Raw genomic sequence first — 16449 nt, forward strand, 5'->3', positions numbered from 1 at the left:
CATGCGCTTTGTGTTCTACACCCACTCGGTCGTTTCCGACTGGAACCATGGCAATGCCCATTTCCTGCGCGGCGTCATGCGAGAGCTGGTCCAGCGCCGGCATCAGGCGATTGCGCTGGAGCCGGCGAATGGCTGGAGCCGGTCGAATCTGCTGGCTGAGAAGGGGTCGTTCGCCATCGAACGCTTCCGCAAGGATTTTCCCGAACTGATGCCGGTGACCTACGATGCCGGATTTGATCACGAAGCCTGGATCGCCGAGGCCGACGTTGTGATCGTTCATGAGTGGACGGATCCGGAGCTTGTCGCACGTATTGGCCGTGCCCGGGCCGCCGGCGGCAACTTCATCCTTCTTTTTCATGACACCCATCACCGGGCCGTGTCTGCGACCGAGGCGCTCTCGGCGCTCCGGCTGGAGCACTATGACGGCGTTCTCGCCTTTGGCGAGACCTTGCGCGAGAGCTATCTGCGCGCCGGCTGGGGCAAGCGCGTCTTCACCTGGCATGAAGCGGCGGACGATCGCCTGTTCAAGCCGCACCCGGAGATCCACCCCACCTCCGATCTGGTCTGGATCGGCAACTGGGGCGATGATGAGCGGACCGCCGAACTCAAGGAGTTTCTGATCGAGCCGGTGCACGATCTCGGCCTTGATGCCGCTGTTCACGGCGTACGCTACCCCAAGACCGCACTCGCGGATCTGGCCACCGCCGGACTGCGCTATGAGGGGTGGATCGCCAATGCCGACGTGCCGAAGGCCTTCGCCGCGCATCGGGTCACCGTTCACGTTCCACGGCGCCCCTATCGTGAGAGGTTGCCCGGTATCCCGACGATCCGCATGTTCGAGGCACTCGCCTGCGGCATTCCGCTGATTTCAGCGCCATGGTCCGATGTCGAGCAGCTTTTCAGGCCCGGTATCGACTTCCTGTTTGCCGAGAATGGCTCGCAAATGCGGCAACAGCTTCGGACGGTGTTGTCCGACGAGGACTTTGCGGCCTCCCTGGTGACCTCGGGTCTCGAGACCATCCGCTCGCGGCACACCTGCCGCCACCGCGTCGACGAGTTGCTCGGCGTGCTCACGCAATGCGCGAACCGACACACCGCCGTCCCGACAGCCGCAAAGGAAGCCGTCGCATGAAAATCGCATTCTATGGATCGAGCCTTTTGTCGTCCTACTGGAACGGTGCCGCGACGTACTATCGCGGTTTGCTCAAGGCACTTTCGCAATTGGGTTACGAGATCACGTTCTACGAACCCGATGTCTACGACCGGCAGAAGAACCGCGACATCGAAGCGCCCGACTGGTGCACTGTCGTCGTTTATGAAGCGACCCAGCATGCGCTGATGCAGGTGGCGGCACGTGCCGCCGGCGCCGACATCGTCGTCAAGGCGAGTGGCGTCGGTTTCGAAGACGAGGCGCTGCTTCGCGCCGTTCTCGACCACGCCCGCAGCGACGCGCTTGTCGTATTCTGGGACGTGGATGCGCCAGCCACGCTTGCCCAGTTGCGCGACGAGCCGGACCACCCGCTCCATCGTGCACTGCAGGAGATCGACCTCGTGCTGACCTATGGTGGCGGCGATCCCGTTGTCTGGGCCTATCGTGCCATGGGCGCCAAGGAGTGCGTGCCCATCTACAATGCGCTCGATCCCGAAACGCACCATCCGGTCGCCAGCAAAGCGCGTTTTGCCTGCGACCTGGCGTTCCTCGGAAACCGGCTGCCGGACCGTGAAGCGCGTGTCGAATCGTTTTTCCTCGATCCCGCCAGCCAGCTGCCGAAACAGCGTTTCCTGCTCGGAGGCTCGGGTTGGGGCGACAAGCCGCTCCCCACCAATGTAGGCTGGCTCGGCCATGTCGGCACCCGCGATCACAACGCCTTCAATGTCACCCCAAAAGCCGTGTTGAACATCAGCCGCGATAGCATGGCCGCCAACGGTTTTTCACCGGCCACGCGAGTGTTCGAGGCGGCTGGCGCCGGCGCCTGTCTCATCACGGATGCATGGCTGGGCGTGGAACTGTTCCTGAAACCAGGCGAGGAGATCCTGGTCGCGCGTGACGGCGGCGATGTCGCCGAAATAATGCGCTCGCTGACCCCCGGGCGGGCCAAGGCAATCGGCCAAGCCGCACTTCACCGCGTGCTGGCGGACCATACCTACGCGCTTCGGGCGGATGTGGCGGATGCCGTCTTCAAACGTCATTTCGAGCACGGGGCCGTGGAGGCAGCGGAATGACCAAGAAACTGGACATCGTCTTTCTCGGCCTGTCGCTGTCCTCATCCTGGGGAAACGGCCACGCCACGACTTTCCGGGGTCTTTTGAAAGGCTTGCACGGACTCGGTCACCGGGTGACTTTTCTGGAGCGCAACGTGCCCTGGTACGCCAATCACCGCGATCTGCGCGATCCGGAGTTCTGCGCCTTGCGCTACTACGAAACCACTGCGGAGCTGCAACGCGACTACGCACAGTGCCTGGAGCAGGCCGACATCATTGTCATCGGATCCTTTGTTCCAGAAGGACGCCAGGTCATCGACATCGTCGCCTCGCTTTGCAAGGGGCAGCTCTGCTTTTACGACATCGACACCCCGGTGACCCTGGCCAAGCTTTCAGCCGACGATTGCGATTATCTGAGTTCGCGGCAAATTCCGTACTTCGATGTCTATTTCTCCTTCACCGGCGGACCAACGCTCAGCCATCTGGCGCAAGACTTCGGCGCGCGCCATGCCGAACCTCTCTATTGTTCGGTCGATCCGGAACGGCATCACCCGACAGGAGATCCGATCCGCTGGGATCTCGGCTATCTCGGCACCTACAGCATGGACCGGCAGACAACGCTGAACGCTCTGCTGCTCGAGCCCGCACGGCATATGCCGTGCCTCCGTTTCGTCGTGGCCGGCTCCCAATATCCATCCGACATCATCTGGCCGGACAATGTCGAACGCATCGAACATTTGCCGCCAGCCGATCACGCCGCGTTCTATAGCCGTCAGCGCTACACGCTGAATGTCACACGCAGTTCCATGATCACCGCAGGATGGTCGCCCAGCGTGCGCCTGTTCGAAGCGGCGGCTTGCGGCACGCCCATCGTCAGCGACCGCTGGCCAGGGCTCGACAGCTTCTTTCCCGCGTCGGCGATCCACACCGCAGCGGAGACGGACGATGTCATCGATATCCTCGTTGGCGAGTCCGAGCGCGCACGCCTGGCCATGGCCGGCCGGGCTCGCAAACTCGTCCTCGCTTCCCACACCGGCGCGGCCAGGGCTCGCGAATTCGTGGCGGCGCTGACCCAACCAAGGGCGACGGCCCTCGATCTCGACATTGGAAGTGCAGCATGAACGGCAGACAGGAGAAAACAGCGATGCGACAGACAAGAAAGGCGCACAGGGCAAAGACGGTGCTTGTTGCCGGCGGCGCGGGTTTCCTCGGTTCGCATCTTTGCGAAGTATTGCTCCGCAACGGCTGGCGCGTGATCTGCGTCGACAATTTTCTGACCGGGCGCATGGAAAACATCATCTCGATCATGGACCGGCCCGGTTTCCGGTTGATCGAGCAGGACATCTGCCGGCCACTGGATCTCGGCGAGCCCGTGGATCACATCTTCAACCTGGCCTGCGCCGCCTCACCGCCGCGTTATCAGGCCGACCCGATACACACCACGCGTACCTGCGTGATCGGAACCCTCAACCTGCTCGAACTCGCTGTCCGCAATGACGCGCGACTGCTGCAGGCCTCGACGAGCGAAGTATATGGCGATCCGGAACAACACCCGCAAAGGGAGGATTACGTCGGTCATGTGAACTGCACCGGCCCACGCGCCTGCTACGACGAGGGCAAGCGCACCGCCGAAACGCTTTGCTTCGACTATCTAAGGGCCGGCAAGGCCGACGTCCGCGTCGCGCGCATCTTCAACACCTACGGTCCGAGAATGGATCCGGCCGACGGTCGCATCGTCTCGAATTTGATCATGCAGGCGCTCGAGAAGCGTCCGCTGACGATATTCGGCGACGGCCAGCAAACGCGATCCTTCTGCTATGTCTCCGACTTGATTGATGGATTGATGCGCCTGATGAACATCGACCCCAATCCGGGCAAGCCGGTCAATCTGGGCAATCCCGGAGAATTCACCATCGTGCGACTGGCGGCATTGGTGAAGGCGATGACCGGCACCAAGTCGGATCTGAAATTTCTGCCCCTGCCGCAAGACGATCCTCGGCGCAGGCAGCCTGATATTTCGCGTGCGAAAACGCTGCTCGGCTGGTCGCCGAGAGTGCCGCTCAACGAAGGGCTCAAGCTGACGATCGATTATTTCGCGGCGCTCGAAGGCACCGGCATCGGCGATCAGATGACAGGCCTTGCCAAAAGGAGACCCGCAGGCGGGCTGCAGAACCTTCCTGCATGACGTGGGCCGCGGCCGGACCTGCCCGGAGATCGTGCGGAACATCCATCCAACCTTGTAGTTTGGCGGGAGGGACCCGATACGGAGGATCATCCTCATGCAACCCAAGCGACCCGCGAAGGATGTCGACAAGATTGCCGAACGCGAGGCGGCTGCCTATCTGCGGCGCTCCTCGATCACCTATCTCGAGTGCTGCGTCAGCCTGATGATGACGCATCTGCAGCGCGAGGAAGTGGCCGCTATTCTCGAGCAGGAAGCAGACATGCTACGAAGGCTGGATTGATCGAAACGCTACACCTGAGATTCGTCCAGGAATCGTATCAGCCCCGCCCTGTATCGGTCTGCGGTCGCGGCCAGCCTTGCTTTTTCCTGGCCATTTTCGGATTGCGCAGCCGTGCTCCAGAGCCCGATTTGGAACGCCAAATAGCAGGGTTCGAAAAAATCGATGTGGCCATTGTCAATATCGAGCCCCATCCCCTCGACCAATGTCTTCACATCGCTGTCGGGCAGTCCATATTCGACACGGGCGCCGGCAATGTCCCACTCTATCGGCTGGCAGCCAATTAAATCGTGTGCCCGGCAATGGTCGACGGCATCTGTCTTGACCACCGAGCCGTCGGCACAAACGAGAAACTCCCACGCGTGAAGCTTTCCGTCGATTTCCACCGGCTGCAGAACATGCGCAGGGGTTTTTTTCGAGAGCCAGCCGCGCAACGTCGCCGCTCGGTTCTCGCCCAAGGCTTCAGATGTATTGGAAACAGCCATTTCCGCGAGTGCGAGCAATGATGCACCCGGTTCGCATGTTCGGAGATTGAGCGCCCGCCAGGTTAGATAGCGCGTCAACTCCGCGAGCAGCCTTCCTCTGGGCAGCGGCGCCTGGTCCATCGTGGTGCCGTCAATCCACCGTTCAACCAGAAAGCCGTGGCAAAGCCCGACCACTTGCGATCCGAACCCGGCTTTCCCCAACATTTCCGCGGCTCGTCTCTTACGCCGTCCGGTTTCGCCGAGGCCGGCGAATTTGACGAGCCAGCGACCACACCCCGCGGACGCCAGGAATTTACGCCGCTCGATGCCGCGCGGGCTCGGCGGCCAATGCTTTTCGTCGACGTAGTGGACGCTCCTCCATTCGCCACCAGACAGTTCGGTCAGGCGTAATTCGGGGCTGCCGACCGCCTCGGCCACCCATTCGCTAAGCGTGGGAATGTTCGAGCTTTCGGGGAAGGTGCATTCGAGCGCCGTCGCCACATGTTTCGGACAGCGCGACCATGTCTCCCTAGCCTCCCGTGACGCTTCGATGCCCGGGTTGCCAGGATGGCTGGGAAACAGGTGAATGCGGTCCATACCAATACCCAGTTCCCGCAGCCACGCGACGACGGCGTGCATCGAACTGCCGGACAGACCGGGACCTTCGTCTACAACGGCGAAGCGTGCCGATGGATTGTTCTTCCAGGAAGCGATCGAGCGCGGATCGGCATTGATGTGCCTGCGGAAAGGATGGCCGACCGGACGAACGCTGAACGGCGCCGGCGCGCCAATCGCGGCAGCCACTATGGCTGCAAGCCCCAGGCCGATGCTGCGGATGCCGATCACGCATGTGTTCGCATCGAGACCTGACTCCTGCGCCGCTCCCAAATAGCTTTCGGGATAAAGCGCGTAATGCGCGTAACCCTCGGCAGAACCGGTCAGAACCTCAGCCTCGCAATCCAACCCGTCCAGCAGTTGGAGAAGTCCCGGGTCGATGCCACCGCCCACGGCGAAACCGCTTCGCCACGACTTCGCCACCTCTGCCGCAAGACCAACCAGCAATCTGGCGCCTTGCTGTTGCCGCGGCGAAAAGATGTCGATGCCCCTGTTCTCGAAATCGACATCGGCAAGCGCGCGAACCAGTTCCGATACGCTGATGAATAGGCCGACCAACGCGGCATGGCGTCGGACGCCATGAGCCATGCGGTCCAGACTTTGAGCAATTTCGCTCGCAGCATCGCGAAGCCGTTCTGCGCTCTGCCTCCGCTTCTGGTCGCCGTAAACGATCATCGTTTTCCAATGCTTTGCCTTGCGGCAACGCAGCGAGCGCTGCTTCGATCCATGCTGTCTTGCGCAATTTTTCGGCAGGCCAAGGAACATTCCGGCACGCTGGTGGTTCGGCGGCAGGAACTTACCTTTGAACAGCATAGGGCGGCAGTTTCGTGGGATCGAAAAAGGTTCGTGTCGGTATCGTCGGGGTCGGCAATTGCGCATCCTCCCTGGTGCAGGGCCTCTCCTATTATCGTCACGCAAAAAGCAACGAACCAATCCCAGGGCTGATGCATGCCGACCTCGGCGGTTACCATGTCGACGACATCGAGATTGTCTGCGCATTCGACGTCGCCAGGAGCAAGGTTGGCCTCGACGTCGCTGAAGCAATCTACGCCGCCCCGAACAACACGTTCCGCTTTGCCGATGCGGCGGCAAACGGCGTTCGCGTCGAGCGCGGACCGACACTTGACGGCATCGGAAAATACTTGCGCGACGAAATCGAGGAGGCGCCGGAGCCGGTTGCCGACGTCAGCGAAATCCTGCGCAACAGCGGCGCCGACGTGCTGGTCTCTTACCTGCCGGTGGGCTCCGAGGAGGCGACGCGCTTCTACGCCGAATGCGCGCTTGAGGCCGGCTGCGCCTTCGTCAACTGCATACCCGTTTTCATCGCCTCACGTCCGGAATGGCGCCGGCGCTTCGAGCAGCGAGGGCTGCCGCTGGTCGGCGATGATATCAAGAGCCAGGTCGGGGCGACCATCGTTCACCGCCTGCTGGCCAATCTCTTCCGCGAGCGCGGCGTGCGCATCGATCGCACTTATCAGCTGAATTTCGGCGGCAACACCGACTTCCTCAACATGCTGGAACGCGAGCGGCTGGAATCAAAGAAAATTTCCAAGACCCAGTCCGTGGCCAGCCAGTTCGATGTTCCCCTGGAGCCGGGCAATATTCATGTCGGACCCAGCGACCACGTACCGTGGCTGACTGATCGCAAATGGGCCTATATCCGAGTGGAAGGGACGACCTTCGGCGGCGTGCCGCTCAACGCCGAGCTCAAGCTGGAAGTCTGGGATTCTCCAAATTCAGCCGGCGTGGTGATCGATGCGATACGCTGCGCCAAGCTTGCGCTCGATCGCGGCATAGCGGGAGCACTGACCGGCCCCTGCAGCTATTTCATGAAGTCGCCTCCCGAACAGTTCACCGACGCCGAAGCGCGGCAGCGCACGCTCGCTTTCATCGCCGGCAAGGACGAGCCTTTGCTGGATGCCGCGGAATGACGACAACGTTCTTTTTGATCCGTCATGCAGCGCACGACAATGTCGGCTCCTATCTTGCAGGACGAATGGACGGCGTTTGCCTTGGCGAGGCTGGGAAGGCGCAGGCCGCGCATCTTGGTGGCCGCATGGCCCGGGAGCCGATTGAAGCCATCTTGTGCAGCCCGCGTGAGCGTACGCAAGAGACGGCCGTGCCGATCGCGCTTGCCTGCGGCGTCGGTGAGATTGCGATCTGCGCCGAACTCGATGAGATCGATTTCGGCGATTGGTCGGGAAAGACCTTCGACGAGTTGAACGGCGACGCCGGCTGGCGGGCGTGGAACGACCAGCGGCAGGAGGCCAGGACACCGAGCGGCGAGACCATGCTGGATGTCCAGGAGCGGATCGTCGCACTGATGAACGCAGTGCGCGAGCGGCATCCGAACCAGTGTGTCGCCCTGGTCAGCCACGCCGACGTCATCAAGGCCGCCGTCTGCAAGGTGCTTGGCTTGCCGGTCGGCGACTGCTTCCGCTTCGACATCGATCCAGCCTCGATCACGACGATCGTGTCGGGTGACTGGGGCTCCAAGCTCCTGCGAATGAACGAAGCTGCCTGACGAGGACTTTCCGGATGCAGATGGTCATTTTCGGTCTCACCGTTACATCATCATGGGGCAACGGCCATGCCACGCTCTGGCGCGGACTGATCCGCGCCCTGGGTCGGCTGGGATGGTCCATCACCTTCTTCGAACGCGATACCCCCTACTATGCCGGGACGCGTGATCTCGATCGGCTCGATGGCGGCAACGTCGTCATTTATCCGGACTGGGAAGACATCCGTCGCGTTGCGGAGCGGGCAATGAAGCAAGCGGATGTCGTCGTCGTTACCTCCTACTGTGCCGACGCCGTGGAGGCCTCGCGGCTGGCGCAGCAGACAGGTCGCGGATTGCGTGTCTTCTACGATCTCGACACTCCGGTCACGCTTGCCCGCATCGAGCAAGGCGAGCGTCCGCCCTATTTCGGACCTGAGGGTCTTGCCGATTTCGACCTCGTTTTGAGTTACACCGGCGGCTCTGCGATCGAGGCGCTTAAGTCGGTTTTAGGCGCGCGTCACGTGGTGCCTCTCTATGGGCATGTCGATCCCGACCAACACCGGCCGGCAGAGAAGCGGGCCGAATTCGCCGGTGATCTGTCCTATCTCGGAACTTACGCGGCGGATCGCCAGGCCGGCGTCGAAAAGCTGCTGGTCCGCCCGGCCGCGCGCCTGCCCGACCACCGTTTCATCATTGGCGGCGCGCAATATCCGCAGGAATTCCCATGGAGCGACAACATCTTCTTTGTCAGGCATCTTCCGCCAGCCGACCATCCGGCTTTCTTCTCATCATCTCGCCTGACACTGAACGTCACCCGGGAGGCGATGGCGCAAAAGGGCTGGTGCCCGTCGGGACGGCTCTTCGAAGCGGCCGCGTGTGGGGCTGCCATCGTCACCGATGCATGGCCGGGCCTGGCCGAATTTTTCGAACCCGGCCGCGAAATATTGTTGGCGCATGACACCGATGATGTGGTCGCCGCATTGCAATTGCCGGAGTGCGAGCTCGACGGCATTCGAAGGCGTGCCCGCGACCGGGTCTTGGGCGAACACACTTCCGCACGGCGCGCGGCGGAACTGGATCGCATCCTGAACGATGCCTTTCAAAGATCTCCCGGCGAACCGATGAGGGAAGCGGTCTGATGTTGGGCATCGTACCCGCTGCCGGGCGCGGCAGCCGCATTCAGCCGCTCGGCTTCTCGAAAGAGCTGCTGCCGGTCGGTAGCCGGATCGATGGACAGACCGAGCGTCCCTGCGCCGTGAGCGAGTATCTGGTACGGCGCATGGTGCAGGCCGGCGTCGACAAGATTTGCTTCATCATCGGATCGGGTAAATCCGACATCCTTGAATACTACGCCGCCGGCTACGGTGACGCGGCGGCTCTCTTCGTGGTGCAGCCGAACCCCGTCGGTCTGTGCGATGCGATCTTCCGGGCGGCGCCCCTCGTCGCGGCCGACGAGGTCGTCCTGGTCGGCCTTCCCGATACGATCTGGTTTCCCGAGGACGGTTTCCGCCATTTGCCCGACGATCAGCTCTCATTTCTGCTTTTCCCGGTGGATCAGCCGGAATTCTTCGACGCCGTCGTCATCGACGTCCACGAGCGCGTGATCGAAATCCAGGTCAAGCGGCAGGATGCCGCCACGAACTGGGTTTGGGGTGCGTTCAAGATGCCGGGCCATATCCTGCATCAGCTTGCGGCACTCTGGCGTGAGCGGGAGCGCAGTGACGAATATATCGGCACTTTGGTCAACGCCTATATTGCGGCCGGCGGTACAGCTTTTGGTGTCAGGGCTGGGTCGGACTATGTCGATGTCGGCACTTTCAACGGCTATCGCACAGCGCTGCGGTTGCTTGAAAACGACGCCCCATCCGCGCACCGCCGGCCCACCATGATCATGCCCGGCGCGCAGTCGCATGTACCCGTCGTTCCTGGCGAAGGAGCCTGAGCCATGCTGCATTCCCATGCCGAAATCCGCCGCCGCATCGATGCGCTCGGCCCATGGTTCCACAACATGGAACTTGCCGGCGTCGAAACCGCTCCCAACCATTTTCTGGGCAACTACCCGCTGATCAAATGGCGCAAATTTGCCAATGCCATTCCCGCTGATCTGACAGGCAAGGCGGTACTCGATATCGGCTGCAATGCAGGATTTTACTCCATCGAGATGAAACGGCGAGGTGCTGACCGTGTCCTCGGCATCGATTTCGATGACGCCTATCTGGCCCAAGCTCGCTTTGCGGCCGAGGTTGCCGATTGCGAGATCGAATTCCAGAAGCTTTCGGTCTACGACGTCGGCTCGCTGCGCGAGACATTCGATGTCGTGCTGTTCATGGGGGTGCTTTACCATTTGCGCCACCCCTTGCTCGCGCTCGACCTGATCCGCGAACATGTCGCCCGTGACCTGATGATCTTCCAGTCCATGCAGCGCGGCAGCGCGGATCTGCCCGAGTTGGAAGAAAACTATCATTTCTGGACGCATGACCTGTTCGACCAGCCGCAATTTCCCAAGCTGCATTTCATCGAGCACCGCTATGCCGACGATCCCACCAACTGGTGGATTCCAAACCGCGCCTGCACCGAGGCGATGCTGCGCAGCGCCGGTTTCGAGATCGTTCTGCACCCCGAGCAGGAGGTCTATTTCTGCCGCGCAGCCGGGGACCCGGCCGGCGGCGGCGCCATCTATCCCTCGAAAGGACAGCTCCATGATTGAAGCCGCCATGATCTGGAACGAGCCCAACAACAAATCGCATTGGGACCCAGAGCTCGATCCCGATTGGAGCCGCTTTGCCAGGATGGCGATCTTGTCGGCTGACGCAATCGCGTCGGAGAACCCGTCTTTGACGAAAGTACTCGGTGGCATCTCGCCGATAGATCCGGGCTTTATCACCCGCATGAAGGAATTCGGCGTGCTGGACCATGTCGATGCCGTCGCCGTGCACGGCTTTCCGCTCGACTGGAACCTGTGGCAGATCCACGAATGGCCGCAGAAGATCGGCGAGATCGCGACCGTCACCAACCTTCCCATCTGGGTCAGCGAAGTCGGCGTATCGACCTTCGGCGCGGAAGAAATCCAGGTCTGGGGGCTCAAGCGCACCGCCGAGTTGCTGATTGGCAACGCACCACGTATCCAGTGGTACAGCCTCTACGATCTTCCGCGCGAATGGGAAGCAACGACGCGGCATCGCGAGGCGGAGGGCTCTTCTTACTATCGACATTTCCACATGGGGCTGCTGCGCCAGGACGGCACGCCAAAACCAGCGCTGGAGGAGTTCCTGCGCTGCACGCCCGCAATGGGACTGGTGCAGTGGTTTCATTTCGAGGACCCCCGGCTGGACGATGCCGTCGCCTGGATGAAGCGGCTGGGCGTCACCAATATGCGCACGGGGCTTTCCTGGGCAGACAGCTTCCGGCCGAACGCGCTGGACTGGTTCGACCGGCAGATGGAGGCACTCGCCGATTTCGACGTGACGGTCACCTTTTGCTTTACACCGCAGCATCGGGGAATGATGCCCCACCACACCAGCCCGCCACTGGCGCCGGAGGAGTTCGCGGAATTCTGCGCAACCATGATCCGCCGCTATGCGCCCGGCATGACGTCCGCTTCGCTCCCGACGCGGCGGGCCTCGGCAGCGTGAAAGTGTCATGCTGCCATGCATCAGACGCCTGACACATTGGACGAATTAGCGGCATCATCGACAGGTGGTGCGGCATACGGGACCGAGGCGCAACCAGCCGCGGCGCTCACTGTCCTCAATGTCGCCTACCCTCTCGCGCCCGTCGGACCCGATGCTGTCGGCGGTGCCGAACAGGTTCTGTCGATGCTCGATCGGGCACTGGTTCGCGCCGGCCACCGCTCTATCGTCATTGGTTGCCGCGGCTCCAGCGCGAGCGGTACCCTTGTGGAAATACCGGCTGAAAACGGCGTGATCGACGAGGCGGCGAAGAGCCGCGCGCAGCAGGCTCATCGCAAAGCGATCGCCGCTGCCCGCGCCCGATGGCCGATTGATGTGGTTCATCTGCACGGCATCGATTTTCATGCCTATCTGCCCGACGATGGTCCGACCCTGGTGAGCCTCCACCTGCCCTTGGACTGGTATCCGGCCGAGGCTCTGCGACCGACGCGGGACGACCTATGGCTCCATGCGGTCTCGCCCACCCAGCAGCAAACGGCGCCACCAGGGGCCAGACTGGTGGCGCCGATTCCCAACGGCGTTGACATCGAAGCACTGAGCCTGGTGCAGCCGAAGCGAGACTTTGCCCTGGTTCTCAGCCGGGTCTGCCCGGAAAAGGGCATTCACCTGGCCCTGGACGCGGCCAAACAGGCGCGCGTGCCCCTGGTCATCGGCGGCAAGGTCTATCCCTACGAAACACATACGCGCTACTTTCGCGACGAGGTCCAATCCCGTCTTGATGCTCGCCGCCGCTTCCTGGGCCCGCTCGGTTTTAACGCCAAGAGGCGCTTTCTCAACGCAGCCCGCTGTCTGGTCATTCCAAGCCTCGCCGCCGAGACAAGCTCGCTTGTCGCCATGGAGGCCCTCGCCTGCGGTACCCCGGTGGTCGCATTCCCGAATGGCGCGCTTGCGGATGTCATCGAGCACGGCAGGACGGGCTTTCTCGTCAACACAGTCGACGAAATGGCCCAAGCCATTCTTGCGGCGCCCAGCCTGGACGCCGAGGCGTGCCGGGTGGAGGCGCGACGGCGGTTTTCGCTGGAACGGATGATCTCGTCGTATATGGCTGCCTATCAGGCGCTGGCACAACTTGGCACAGATTGCCGGCGCTTCGCTGCGGCACCGTGAGAAAAGCAGTGTTGCGCAGCGAAATCATCGATGACCCCGTAAAATTCGATGCCTTGACGCCGCACTGGTGGAAACTATGGGAGCGGAGCTCCTCTGCGACGCCGTTCCAATCCCCCGCTTGGCTGGTGCCATGGTGGCGCGCATTCGCACCCGGTGAACTGGCGACAGTCGCGGTCTGGCGTGGCGGCGATCTGGTCGGGCTGGCGCCACTCTATCTCGAGCATGGAACGGCCGGTTCGAAGCTGCTTCCGGTCGGCATTTCGCTCAGTGATTATCTGGACATCCTGGCTGTCCAGGATATCGAGGCGGCGGTTGTCGCCACCATCGCCGAAACGATCTGCTCGGTCGGGTGGTCACAATGGATCTTGTCTGATCTGCCGCAAAACAGTGCCGGTCTTACGATCGCGCATCCCGGTTTAACGGTCGAGAGGCCGGCAATTCATGCAGCCTGCCCCGTGCTTGCTGTTGCCGGCGGCGAAACGTTGGCCGGCTGCGTTCCCGCTCGGCGCAGGCGCCAGTTGCGCCGGGCGCGCCAAGCGGCGTCCAGACGCGGCCGGCTCGCGTTGGCGTCAGCCCGGGGCGATCAGAACTTCCTGAACCAATTGATCCGCCTGCACCATGCACGCTGGGTTGGACATGGAGGTGGTGTATTGGCCGACCCCGCCGTGCAGCACTTCCATGGGCTTTCACTTCCCTTGCTCGATGCTCACGGTCTGGTCCGATGCTGGTTGCTCGCGATCGATGGCACGACTGTCGCCGCCTATTACGGATTTCACCACCGCGGCCGCGCCTATGCCTATCTCGGCGGCCTCGATCCTGCTTATGCCGAGGAGAGCCCAGGGGCGATCCTGATCGGCCACGCGATCGCGGAGTCGATCCGCGAGGAGGCGCGCGAGTTCGACTTCCTGCGCGGCCAGGAAGCCTACAAATATGGCTGGGGCGCCGTCGACAGGTGGACGATGCGGAGGATCTGGACGCGGAGTTGATGTCATGAGTGTGCACGCGCAGCGCCAGACATCGGTCAGACGGGCGGTCGAAGGTTGTGTGGTCGATGGTGCCTGCGCCGAAGCTGTTCTCGTCAGGTTGGCGCTTCACCTGCCGCCCACAATTGAAGCGGCGGAATTGGCGGAGGTCGTGCTGAAAGTCCGTCCGGCGAATACCGGCGATGCTGAAAGACTGCGAAAGGTCGCTGGACTGCTGCGCCACAAACCGGGCGTCCTTGCCACTTTGCGAGCGACAGGCGGCGCCGTTCGGCATGAACGCGGTAACGGCGAGACGGATATCGCCGTGGTCAGGAGGCTGGCCTCGAGTTTTGATGCCGCGGCAGCAATTTCGACCGCGGCAAGTGTCCAGTTAGGATCCCTTGGCGATGACGAGCGGCTGACAGCCATGACCGACGAAATCGTTGAATGGCTCGAGGCGCGAGAATTCACCGGAATTGAACGAGACATTCTCGACATCGGTTGCGGCATCGGACGTTTCGAGCGCGCGCTGTCCAATTCCTTCAAGCGGATGGTCGGCATCGACATATCCTCGCGGATGATCTCTATCGCCTCCGAGCAATGCGCAGCGCTCGGCAATGTCGAACTGCGCCAAACCTCCGGTCTCGATCTGGCCGACTTCGACGACGACAGTTTCGATTGCGTGTTGGCGGTCGACAGCTTTCCCTACCTGGTTTTAGCCGGCATGGCTGAGCGGCTTTTCGATGAAATTGCGCGCGTTCTCAAACGGCCGGGCCGGCTCGCATTGCTGAACTATTCTTATCGCGGATCGCTTTCTTTGGACCGGGCCGACATCGGCCGTCTTGCGCAAGCTCACCAATTGCGGGTCGTCATCGACGGCGAGAAGCCGTTTCGGTCATGGGATGGCGACGCCTTCTTGCTTGCTGGGTGAGACGGAACATTACAGCGCGATGCCGGTTCGGGCGTCGGCACCGATCGGTGTCCTGGATTCGAAGGAGGAGATCATGGCATCCGGCGGCAAAAAGCATTTCGGCCAAGGCAGCCAAGGCAAAGGTGCCGGCGCCGGCGCAATGACCACCTTGGACAAGGACAAGATCGAGGAAAACGCGGTTTTGTCCAACCGCGACAGGAAGCAGCATGGCCGAGAGCGCGGGCTGGACGGCAATCGAACCAAGTCCGATCAATTTCAGGATCACGCCGCAAACCGGTTGCTGAAGGACTGACGCCACCGCGCCGCGTCTTGCCGCGGCACGGAGGAAAAACTGTGCAAGGGCCGCCGGTGAGCCTCTCAGCGGCCGACAACGCCTTGTAGTGCCGAGCGCTCATCCACCAGACTTGGATCTAGGGATGCTATCAAGAGAACGTGATGTCTCATTCGAGCGACGATACCACGGATCTGCTTGTCGAGATGGCAGTGGATCGGGAGATTGCTTCCCTGCTGGCCGCCATAGAGCAGGAAAAGATACCAGACCGCCTATCCAAGCTGGCGATCGAATTGCAAAATGCTCTCGTCGAGAAGCATCGGCGAGACGTGAAGAGCTGATTATCTGCGGCTGTCGACCTCTATATCGAGCTGACCATCCGACAGCTGATTTCGCCTTTCTATCAATGTCTGCAACGAGCTCTCCCCGAGTAGCTCAAGGATGTTGGCGCGGGCACGGTTCAGCCGGCTCTTGACCGTCCCTACCGCGCAGCCGCAGATTTCGGCGGTTTCCTCGTAGCCCACTCCTAAAACGCCGATCAGCATCAGCACCTCGCGCTGATGTTCGGGCAGCTTTTGGATGGCGCCGTGAACTTCCTTGCTCTGAACGGTCCATTCCTGGGTAGCTTCCGAAATCGGTCTCGAAGACGCGCAGTCGAGAAGGCCTGGCGCTTCCCGTGCAGCGATCTTGATCCGCGTGTAGTAGGTGTTGCGCATGATGGTGAAGAGCCACGACTTCATGCGTGTACCGGGTTCGAACTTGTCGATGTTGGCGAGCCCTTTGGTCAACGTTTCCTGCACCAGATCGTCGGCATCGTCTGGAACGCGGCAGAAGGTGCGCGCGAAAGCCCGCAGGGCAGGTATCAGATCAACGATGGAAACGTCATTGGTTTGTTGGTCGGCCAAGAGATAGCCTCCGGATGACAATGGTCCAGCTCCCAGAAGAAAGAGTGAATGAACGAAGCCAGAGCTAAATGCATGGAAGTTTGGTTCGTTCCCGCCGTTGGAAACAACTCTTCGAAAATTCCACCGGGCGCGAACACGCCGACTACGGTCTTCCCCCAAACACGCCCACTTCAAAGGAACGAAACACCATGCCGAGCTTGATTCCCGGGAACCTCGCCGGTGCGTTTGGCTGTGCAGGGCATGGACCGAGTCGTGCGGCTGGCAACGCGCAAACCACTGCCTAGCGAACCACGTGGCGAACTCGGCTACCATTGATACATAGCGTCCAGCAATCGGTCGTA

General features: G+C 61.6%; 18 protein-coding genes. 16 read left to right on the forward strand and 2 right to left on the reverse strand.

Translation table 11 applies throughout. The annotated features are described in order from the left end of the window. The first annotated feature begins 1 nt into the window (after position 1). The 5 genes from NKJ80_RS16845 to NKJ80_RS16865 all read left to right on the forward strand — a co-directional run bounded on the left by NKJ80_RS16845 (position 2) and on the right by NKJ80_RS16865 (position 4667). Positions 2 to 1132, forward strand: coding sequence for a CgeB family protein (locus NKJ80_RS16845; RefSeq protein WP_352497978.1), 1131 nt, complete (start codon positions 2 to 4; stop codon positions 1130 to 1132). Further along, positions 1129 to 2223 carry a CgeB family protein gene (locus NKJ80_RS16850; RefSeq protein WP_023667985.1) on the forward strand — a complete coding sequence of 365 codons (1095 nt, stop codon included), beginning with the start codon at positions 1129 to 1131 and terminating at the stop codon, positions 2221 to 2223. The genes NKJ80_RS16845 and NKJ80_RS16850 overlap by 4 nt, the downstream gene beginning before the upstream one ends. Continuing rightward, positions 2220 to 3323: a CgeB family protein gene (locus NKJ80_RS16855; protein WP_352497979.1), complete on the forward strand. Its 1104-nt coding sequence runs from the start codon at positions 2220 to 2222 to the stop codon at positions 3321 to 3323. Before NKJ80_RS16850 ends, NKJ80_RS16855 begins: the two co-directional genes overlap by 4 nt. 23 nt (positions 3324 to 3346) lie before the next feature. Further along, on the forward strand, positions 3347 to 4387 hold the full coding sequence (locus NKJ80_RS16860; RefSeq protein WP_023681096.1) for a UDP-glucuronic acid decarboxylase family protein: 1041 nt from the start codon (positions 3347 to 3349) through the stop codon (positions 4385 to 4387). Between the two features lie 94 nt (positions 4388 to 4481). Continuing rightward, positions 4482 to 4667 (forward strand): hypothetical protein, encoded by a 186-nt coding sequence (locus NKJ80_RS16865; protein ID WP_023667982.1) that lies wholly within the window; start codon positions 4482 to 4484, stop codon positions 4665 to 4667. A gap of 8 nt (positions 4668 to 4675) precedes the next feature. On the opposite strand, the gene NKJ80_RS16870 is transcribed toward NKJ80_RS16865, so the two are convergent. Beyond that, positions 4676 to 6556 carry a hypothetical protein gene (locus NKJ80_RS16870; protein ID WP_352497980.1) on the reverse strand — a complete coding sequence of 627 codons (1881 nt, stop codon included), beginning with the start codon at positions 6554 to 6556 and terminating at the stop codon, positions 4676 to 4678. Between the two features lie 14 nt (positions 6557 to 6570). Here NKJ80_RS16870 and NKJ80_RS16875 point away from each other — a divergent pair, with 14 nt between their 5' ends. From NKJ80_RS16875 to NKJ80_RS16925, 11 genes are all read left to right on the forward strand, one after another. Continuing rightward, a complete protein-coding gene (locus NKJ80_RS16875) occupies positions 6571 to 7674 on the forward strand; it encodes an inositol-3-phosphate synthase (RefSeq protein ID WP_023681094.1) in 1104 nt (367 codons plus the stop codon). Next, positions 7671 to 8267 carry a histidine phosphatase family protein gene (locus tag NKJ80_RS16880; RefSeq protein ID WP_023667978.1) on the forward strand — a complete coding sequence of 199 codons (597 nt, stop codon included), beginning with the start codon at positions 7671 to 7673 and terminating at the stop codon, positions 8265 to 8267. Before NKJ80_RS16875 ends, NKJ80_RS16880 begins: the two co-directional genes overlap by 4 nt. Before the next feature lie 14 nt (positions 8268 to 8281). Next, the gene (locus NKJ80_RS16885) at positions 8282 to 9382 is read left to right on the forward strand and encodes a CgeB family protein (protein ID WP_023687793.1); all 1101 of its coding nucleotides are present in this window, start codon (positions 8282 to 8284) and stop codon (positions 9380 to 9382) included. Beyond that, complete coding sequence (locus NKJ80_RS16890; protein ID WP_352497981.1) at positions 9382 to 10185, forward strand: sugar phosphate nucleotidyltransferase; 804 nt, start codon at positions 9382 to 9384, stop codon at positions 10183 to 10185. The genes NKJ80_RS16885 and NKJ80_RS16890 overlap by 1 nt, the downstream gene beginning before the upstream one ends. A gap of 3 nt (positions 10186 to 10188) precedes the next feature. After that, positions 10189 to 10950 (forward strand): TIGR04290 family methyltransferase, encoded by a 762-nt coding sequence (locus NKJ80_RS16895; protein ID WP_023687791.1) that lies wholly within the window; start codon positions 10189 to 10191, stop codon positions 10948 to 10950. Continuing rightward, on the forward strand, positions 10943 to 11875 hold the full coding sequence (locus tag NKJ80_RS16900; protein WP_352497982.1) for a glycoside hydrolase 5 family protein: 933 nt from the start codon (positions 10943 to 10945) through the stop codon (positions 11873 to 11875). The genes NKJ80_RS16895 and NKJ80_RS16900 overlap by 8 nt, the downstream gene beginning before the upstream one ends. A gap of 15 nt (positions 11876 to 11890) precedes the next feature. Continuing rightward, a complete protein-coding gene (locus NKJ80_RS16905) occupies positions 11891 to 13039 on the forward strand; it encodes a glycosyltransferase (RefSeq protein WP_352497983.1) in 1149 nt (382 codons plus the stop codon). Between the two features lie 8 nt (positions 13040 to 13047). After that, complete coding sequence (locus NKJ80_RS16910) at positions 13048 to 14025, forward strand: GNAT family N-acetyltransferase (protein ID WP_352497984.1); 978 nt, start codon at positions 13048 to 13050, stop codon at positions 14023 to 14025. Between the two features lie 4 nt (positions 14026 to 14029). Continuing rightward, the gene (locus tag NKJ80_RS16915; RefSeq protein WP_352497995.1) at positions 14030 to 14932 is read left to right on the forward strand and encodes a class I SAM-dependent methyltransferase; all 903 of its coding nucleotides are present in this window, start codon (positions 14030 to 14032) and stop codon (positions 14930 to 14932) included. 73 nt (positions 14933 to 15005) lie between these two features. After that, entirely contained in the window at positions 15006 to 15224 is a 219-nt protein-coding gene (locus NKJ80_RS16920; RefSeq protein WP_023741848.1) for a hypothetical protein, read from the forward strand. Positions 15225 to 15367: 143 nt separating this feature from the next. Then, complete coding sequence (locus NKJ80_RS16925) at positions 15368 to 15544, forward strand: hypothetical protein (protein WP_023696378.1); 177 nt, start codon at positions 15368 to 15370, stop codon at positions 15542 to 15544. On the opposite strand, the gene NKJ80_RS16930 is transcribed toward NKJ80_RS16925, so the two are convergent. Beyond that, positions 15545 to 16108: a sigma-70 family RNA polymerase sigma factor gene (locus NKJ80_RS16930; RefSeq protein ID WP_023667968.1), complete on the reverse strand. Its 564-nt coding sequence runs from the start codon at positions 16106 to 16108 to the stop codon at positions 15545 to 15547. Positions 16109 to 16449: the final 341 nt, after the last annotated feature.

This window comes from Mesorhizobium sp. M0030 (assembly GCF_040323695.1).
Classification (GTDB): Bacteria; Pseudomonadota; Alphaproteobacteria; order Rhizobiales; family Rhizobiaceae; genus Mesorhizobium.

What these genes read in the sequence shown, in the direction of transcription:
- NKJ80_RS16855 (WP_352497979.1), top strand. Translation starts at nt 2,220, where the DNA reads ATGACCAAGAAACTGGACATCGTCTTTCTCGGCCTGTCGCTGTCCTCA.
- NKJ80_RS16925 (WP_023696378.1), top strand. Translation starts at nt 15,368, where the DNA reads ATGTCTCATTCGAGCGACGATACCACGGATCTGCTTGTCGAGATGGCA.
- NKJ80_RS16885 (WP_023687793.1), top strand. Translation starts at nt 8,282, where the DNA reads ATGCAGATGGTCATTTTCGGTCTCACCGTTACATCATCATGGGGCAAC.
- NKJ80_RS16890 (WP_352497981.1), top strand. Translation starts at nt 9,382, where the DNA reads ATGTTGGGCATCGTACCCGCTGCCGGGCGCGGCAGCCGCATTCAGCCG.
- NKJ80_RS16880 (WP_023667978.1), top strand. Translation starts at nt 7,671, where the DNA reads ATGACGACAACGTTCTTTTTGATCCGTCATGCAGCGCACGACAATGTC.
- NKJ80_RS16920 (WP_023741848.1), top strand. Translation starts at nt 15,006, where the DNA reads ATGGCATCCGGCGGCAAAAAGCATTTCGGCCAAGGCAGCCAAGGCAAA.
- NKJ80_RS16870 (WP_352497980.1), bottom strand. Translation starts at nt 6,556, where the DNA reads ATGCTGTTCAAAGGTAAGTTCCTGCCGCCGAACCACCAGCGTGCCGGA.
- NKJ80_RS16845 (WP_352497978.1), top strand. Translation starts at nt 2, where the DNA reads ATGCGCTTTGTGTTCTACACCCACTCGGTCGTTTCCGACTGGAACCAT.
- NKJ80_RS16905 (WP_352497983.1), top strand. Translation starts at nt 11,891, where the DNA reads ATGCATCAGACGCCTGACACATTGGACGAATTAGCGGCATCATCGACA.
- NKJ80_RS16860 (WP_023681096.1), top strand. Translation starts at nt 3,347, where the DNA reads ATGCGACAGACAAGAAAGGCGCACAGGGCAAAGACGGTGCTTGTTGCC.
- NKJ80_RS16900 (WP_352497982.1), top strand. Translation starts at nt 10,943, where the DNA reads ATGATTGAAGCCGCCATGATCTGGAACGAGCCCAACAACAAATCGCAT.
- NKJ80_RS16850 (WP_023667985.1), top strand. Translation starts at nt 1,129, where the DNA reads ATGAAAATCGCATTCTATGGATCGAGCCTTTTGTCGTCCTACTGGAAC.
- NKJ80_RS16895 (WP_023687791.1), top strand. Translation starts at nt 10,189, where the DNA reads ATGCTGCATTCCCATGCCGAAATCCGCCGCCGCATCGATGCGCTCGGC.
- NKJ80_RS16915 (WP_352497995.1), top strand. Translation starts at nt 14,030, where the DNA reads ATGAGTGTGCACGCGCAGCGCCAGACATCGGTCAGACGGGCGGTCGAA.
- NKJ80_RS16865 (WP_023667982.1), top strand. Translation starts at nt 4,482, where the DNA reads ATGCAACCCAAGCGACCCGCGAAGGATGTCGACAAGATTGCCGAACGC.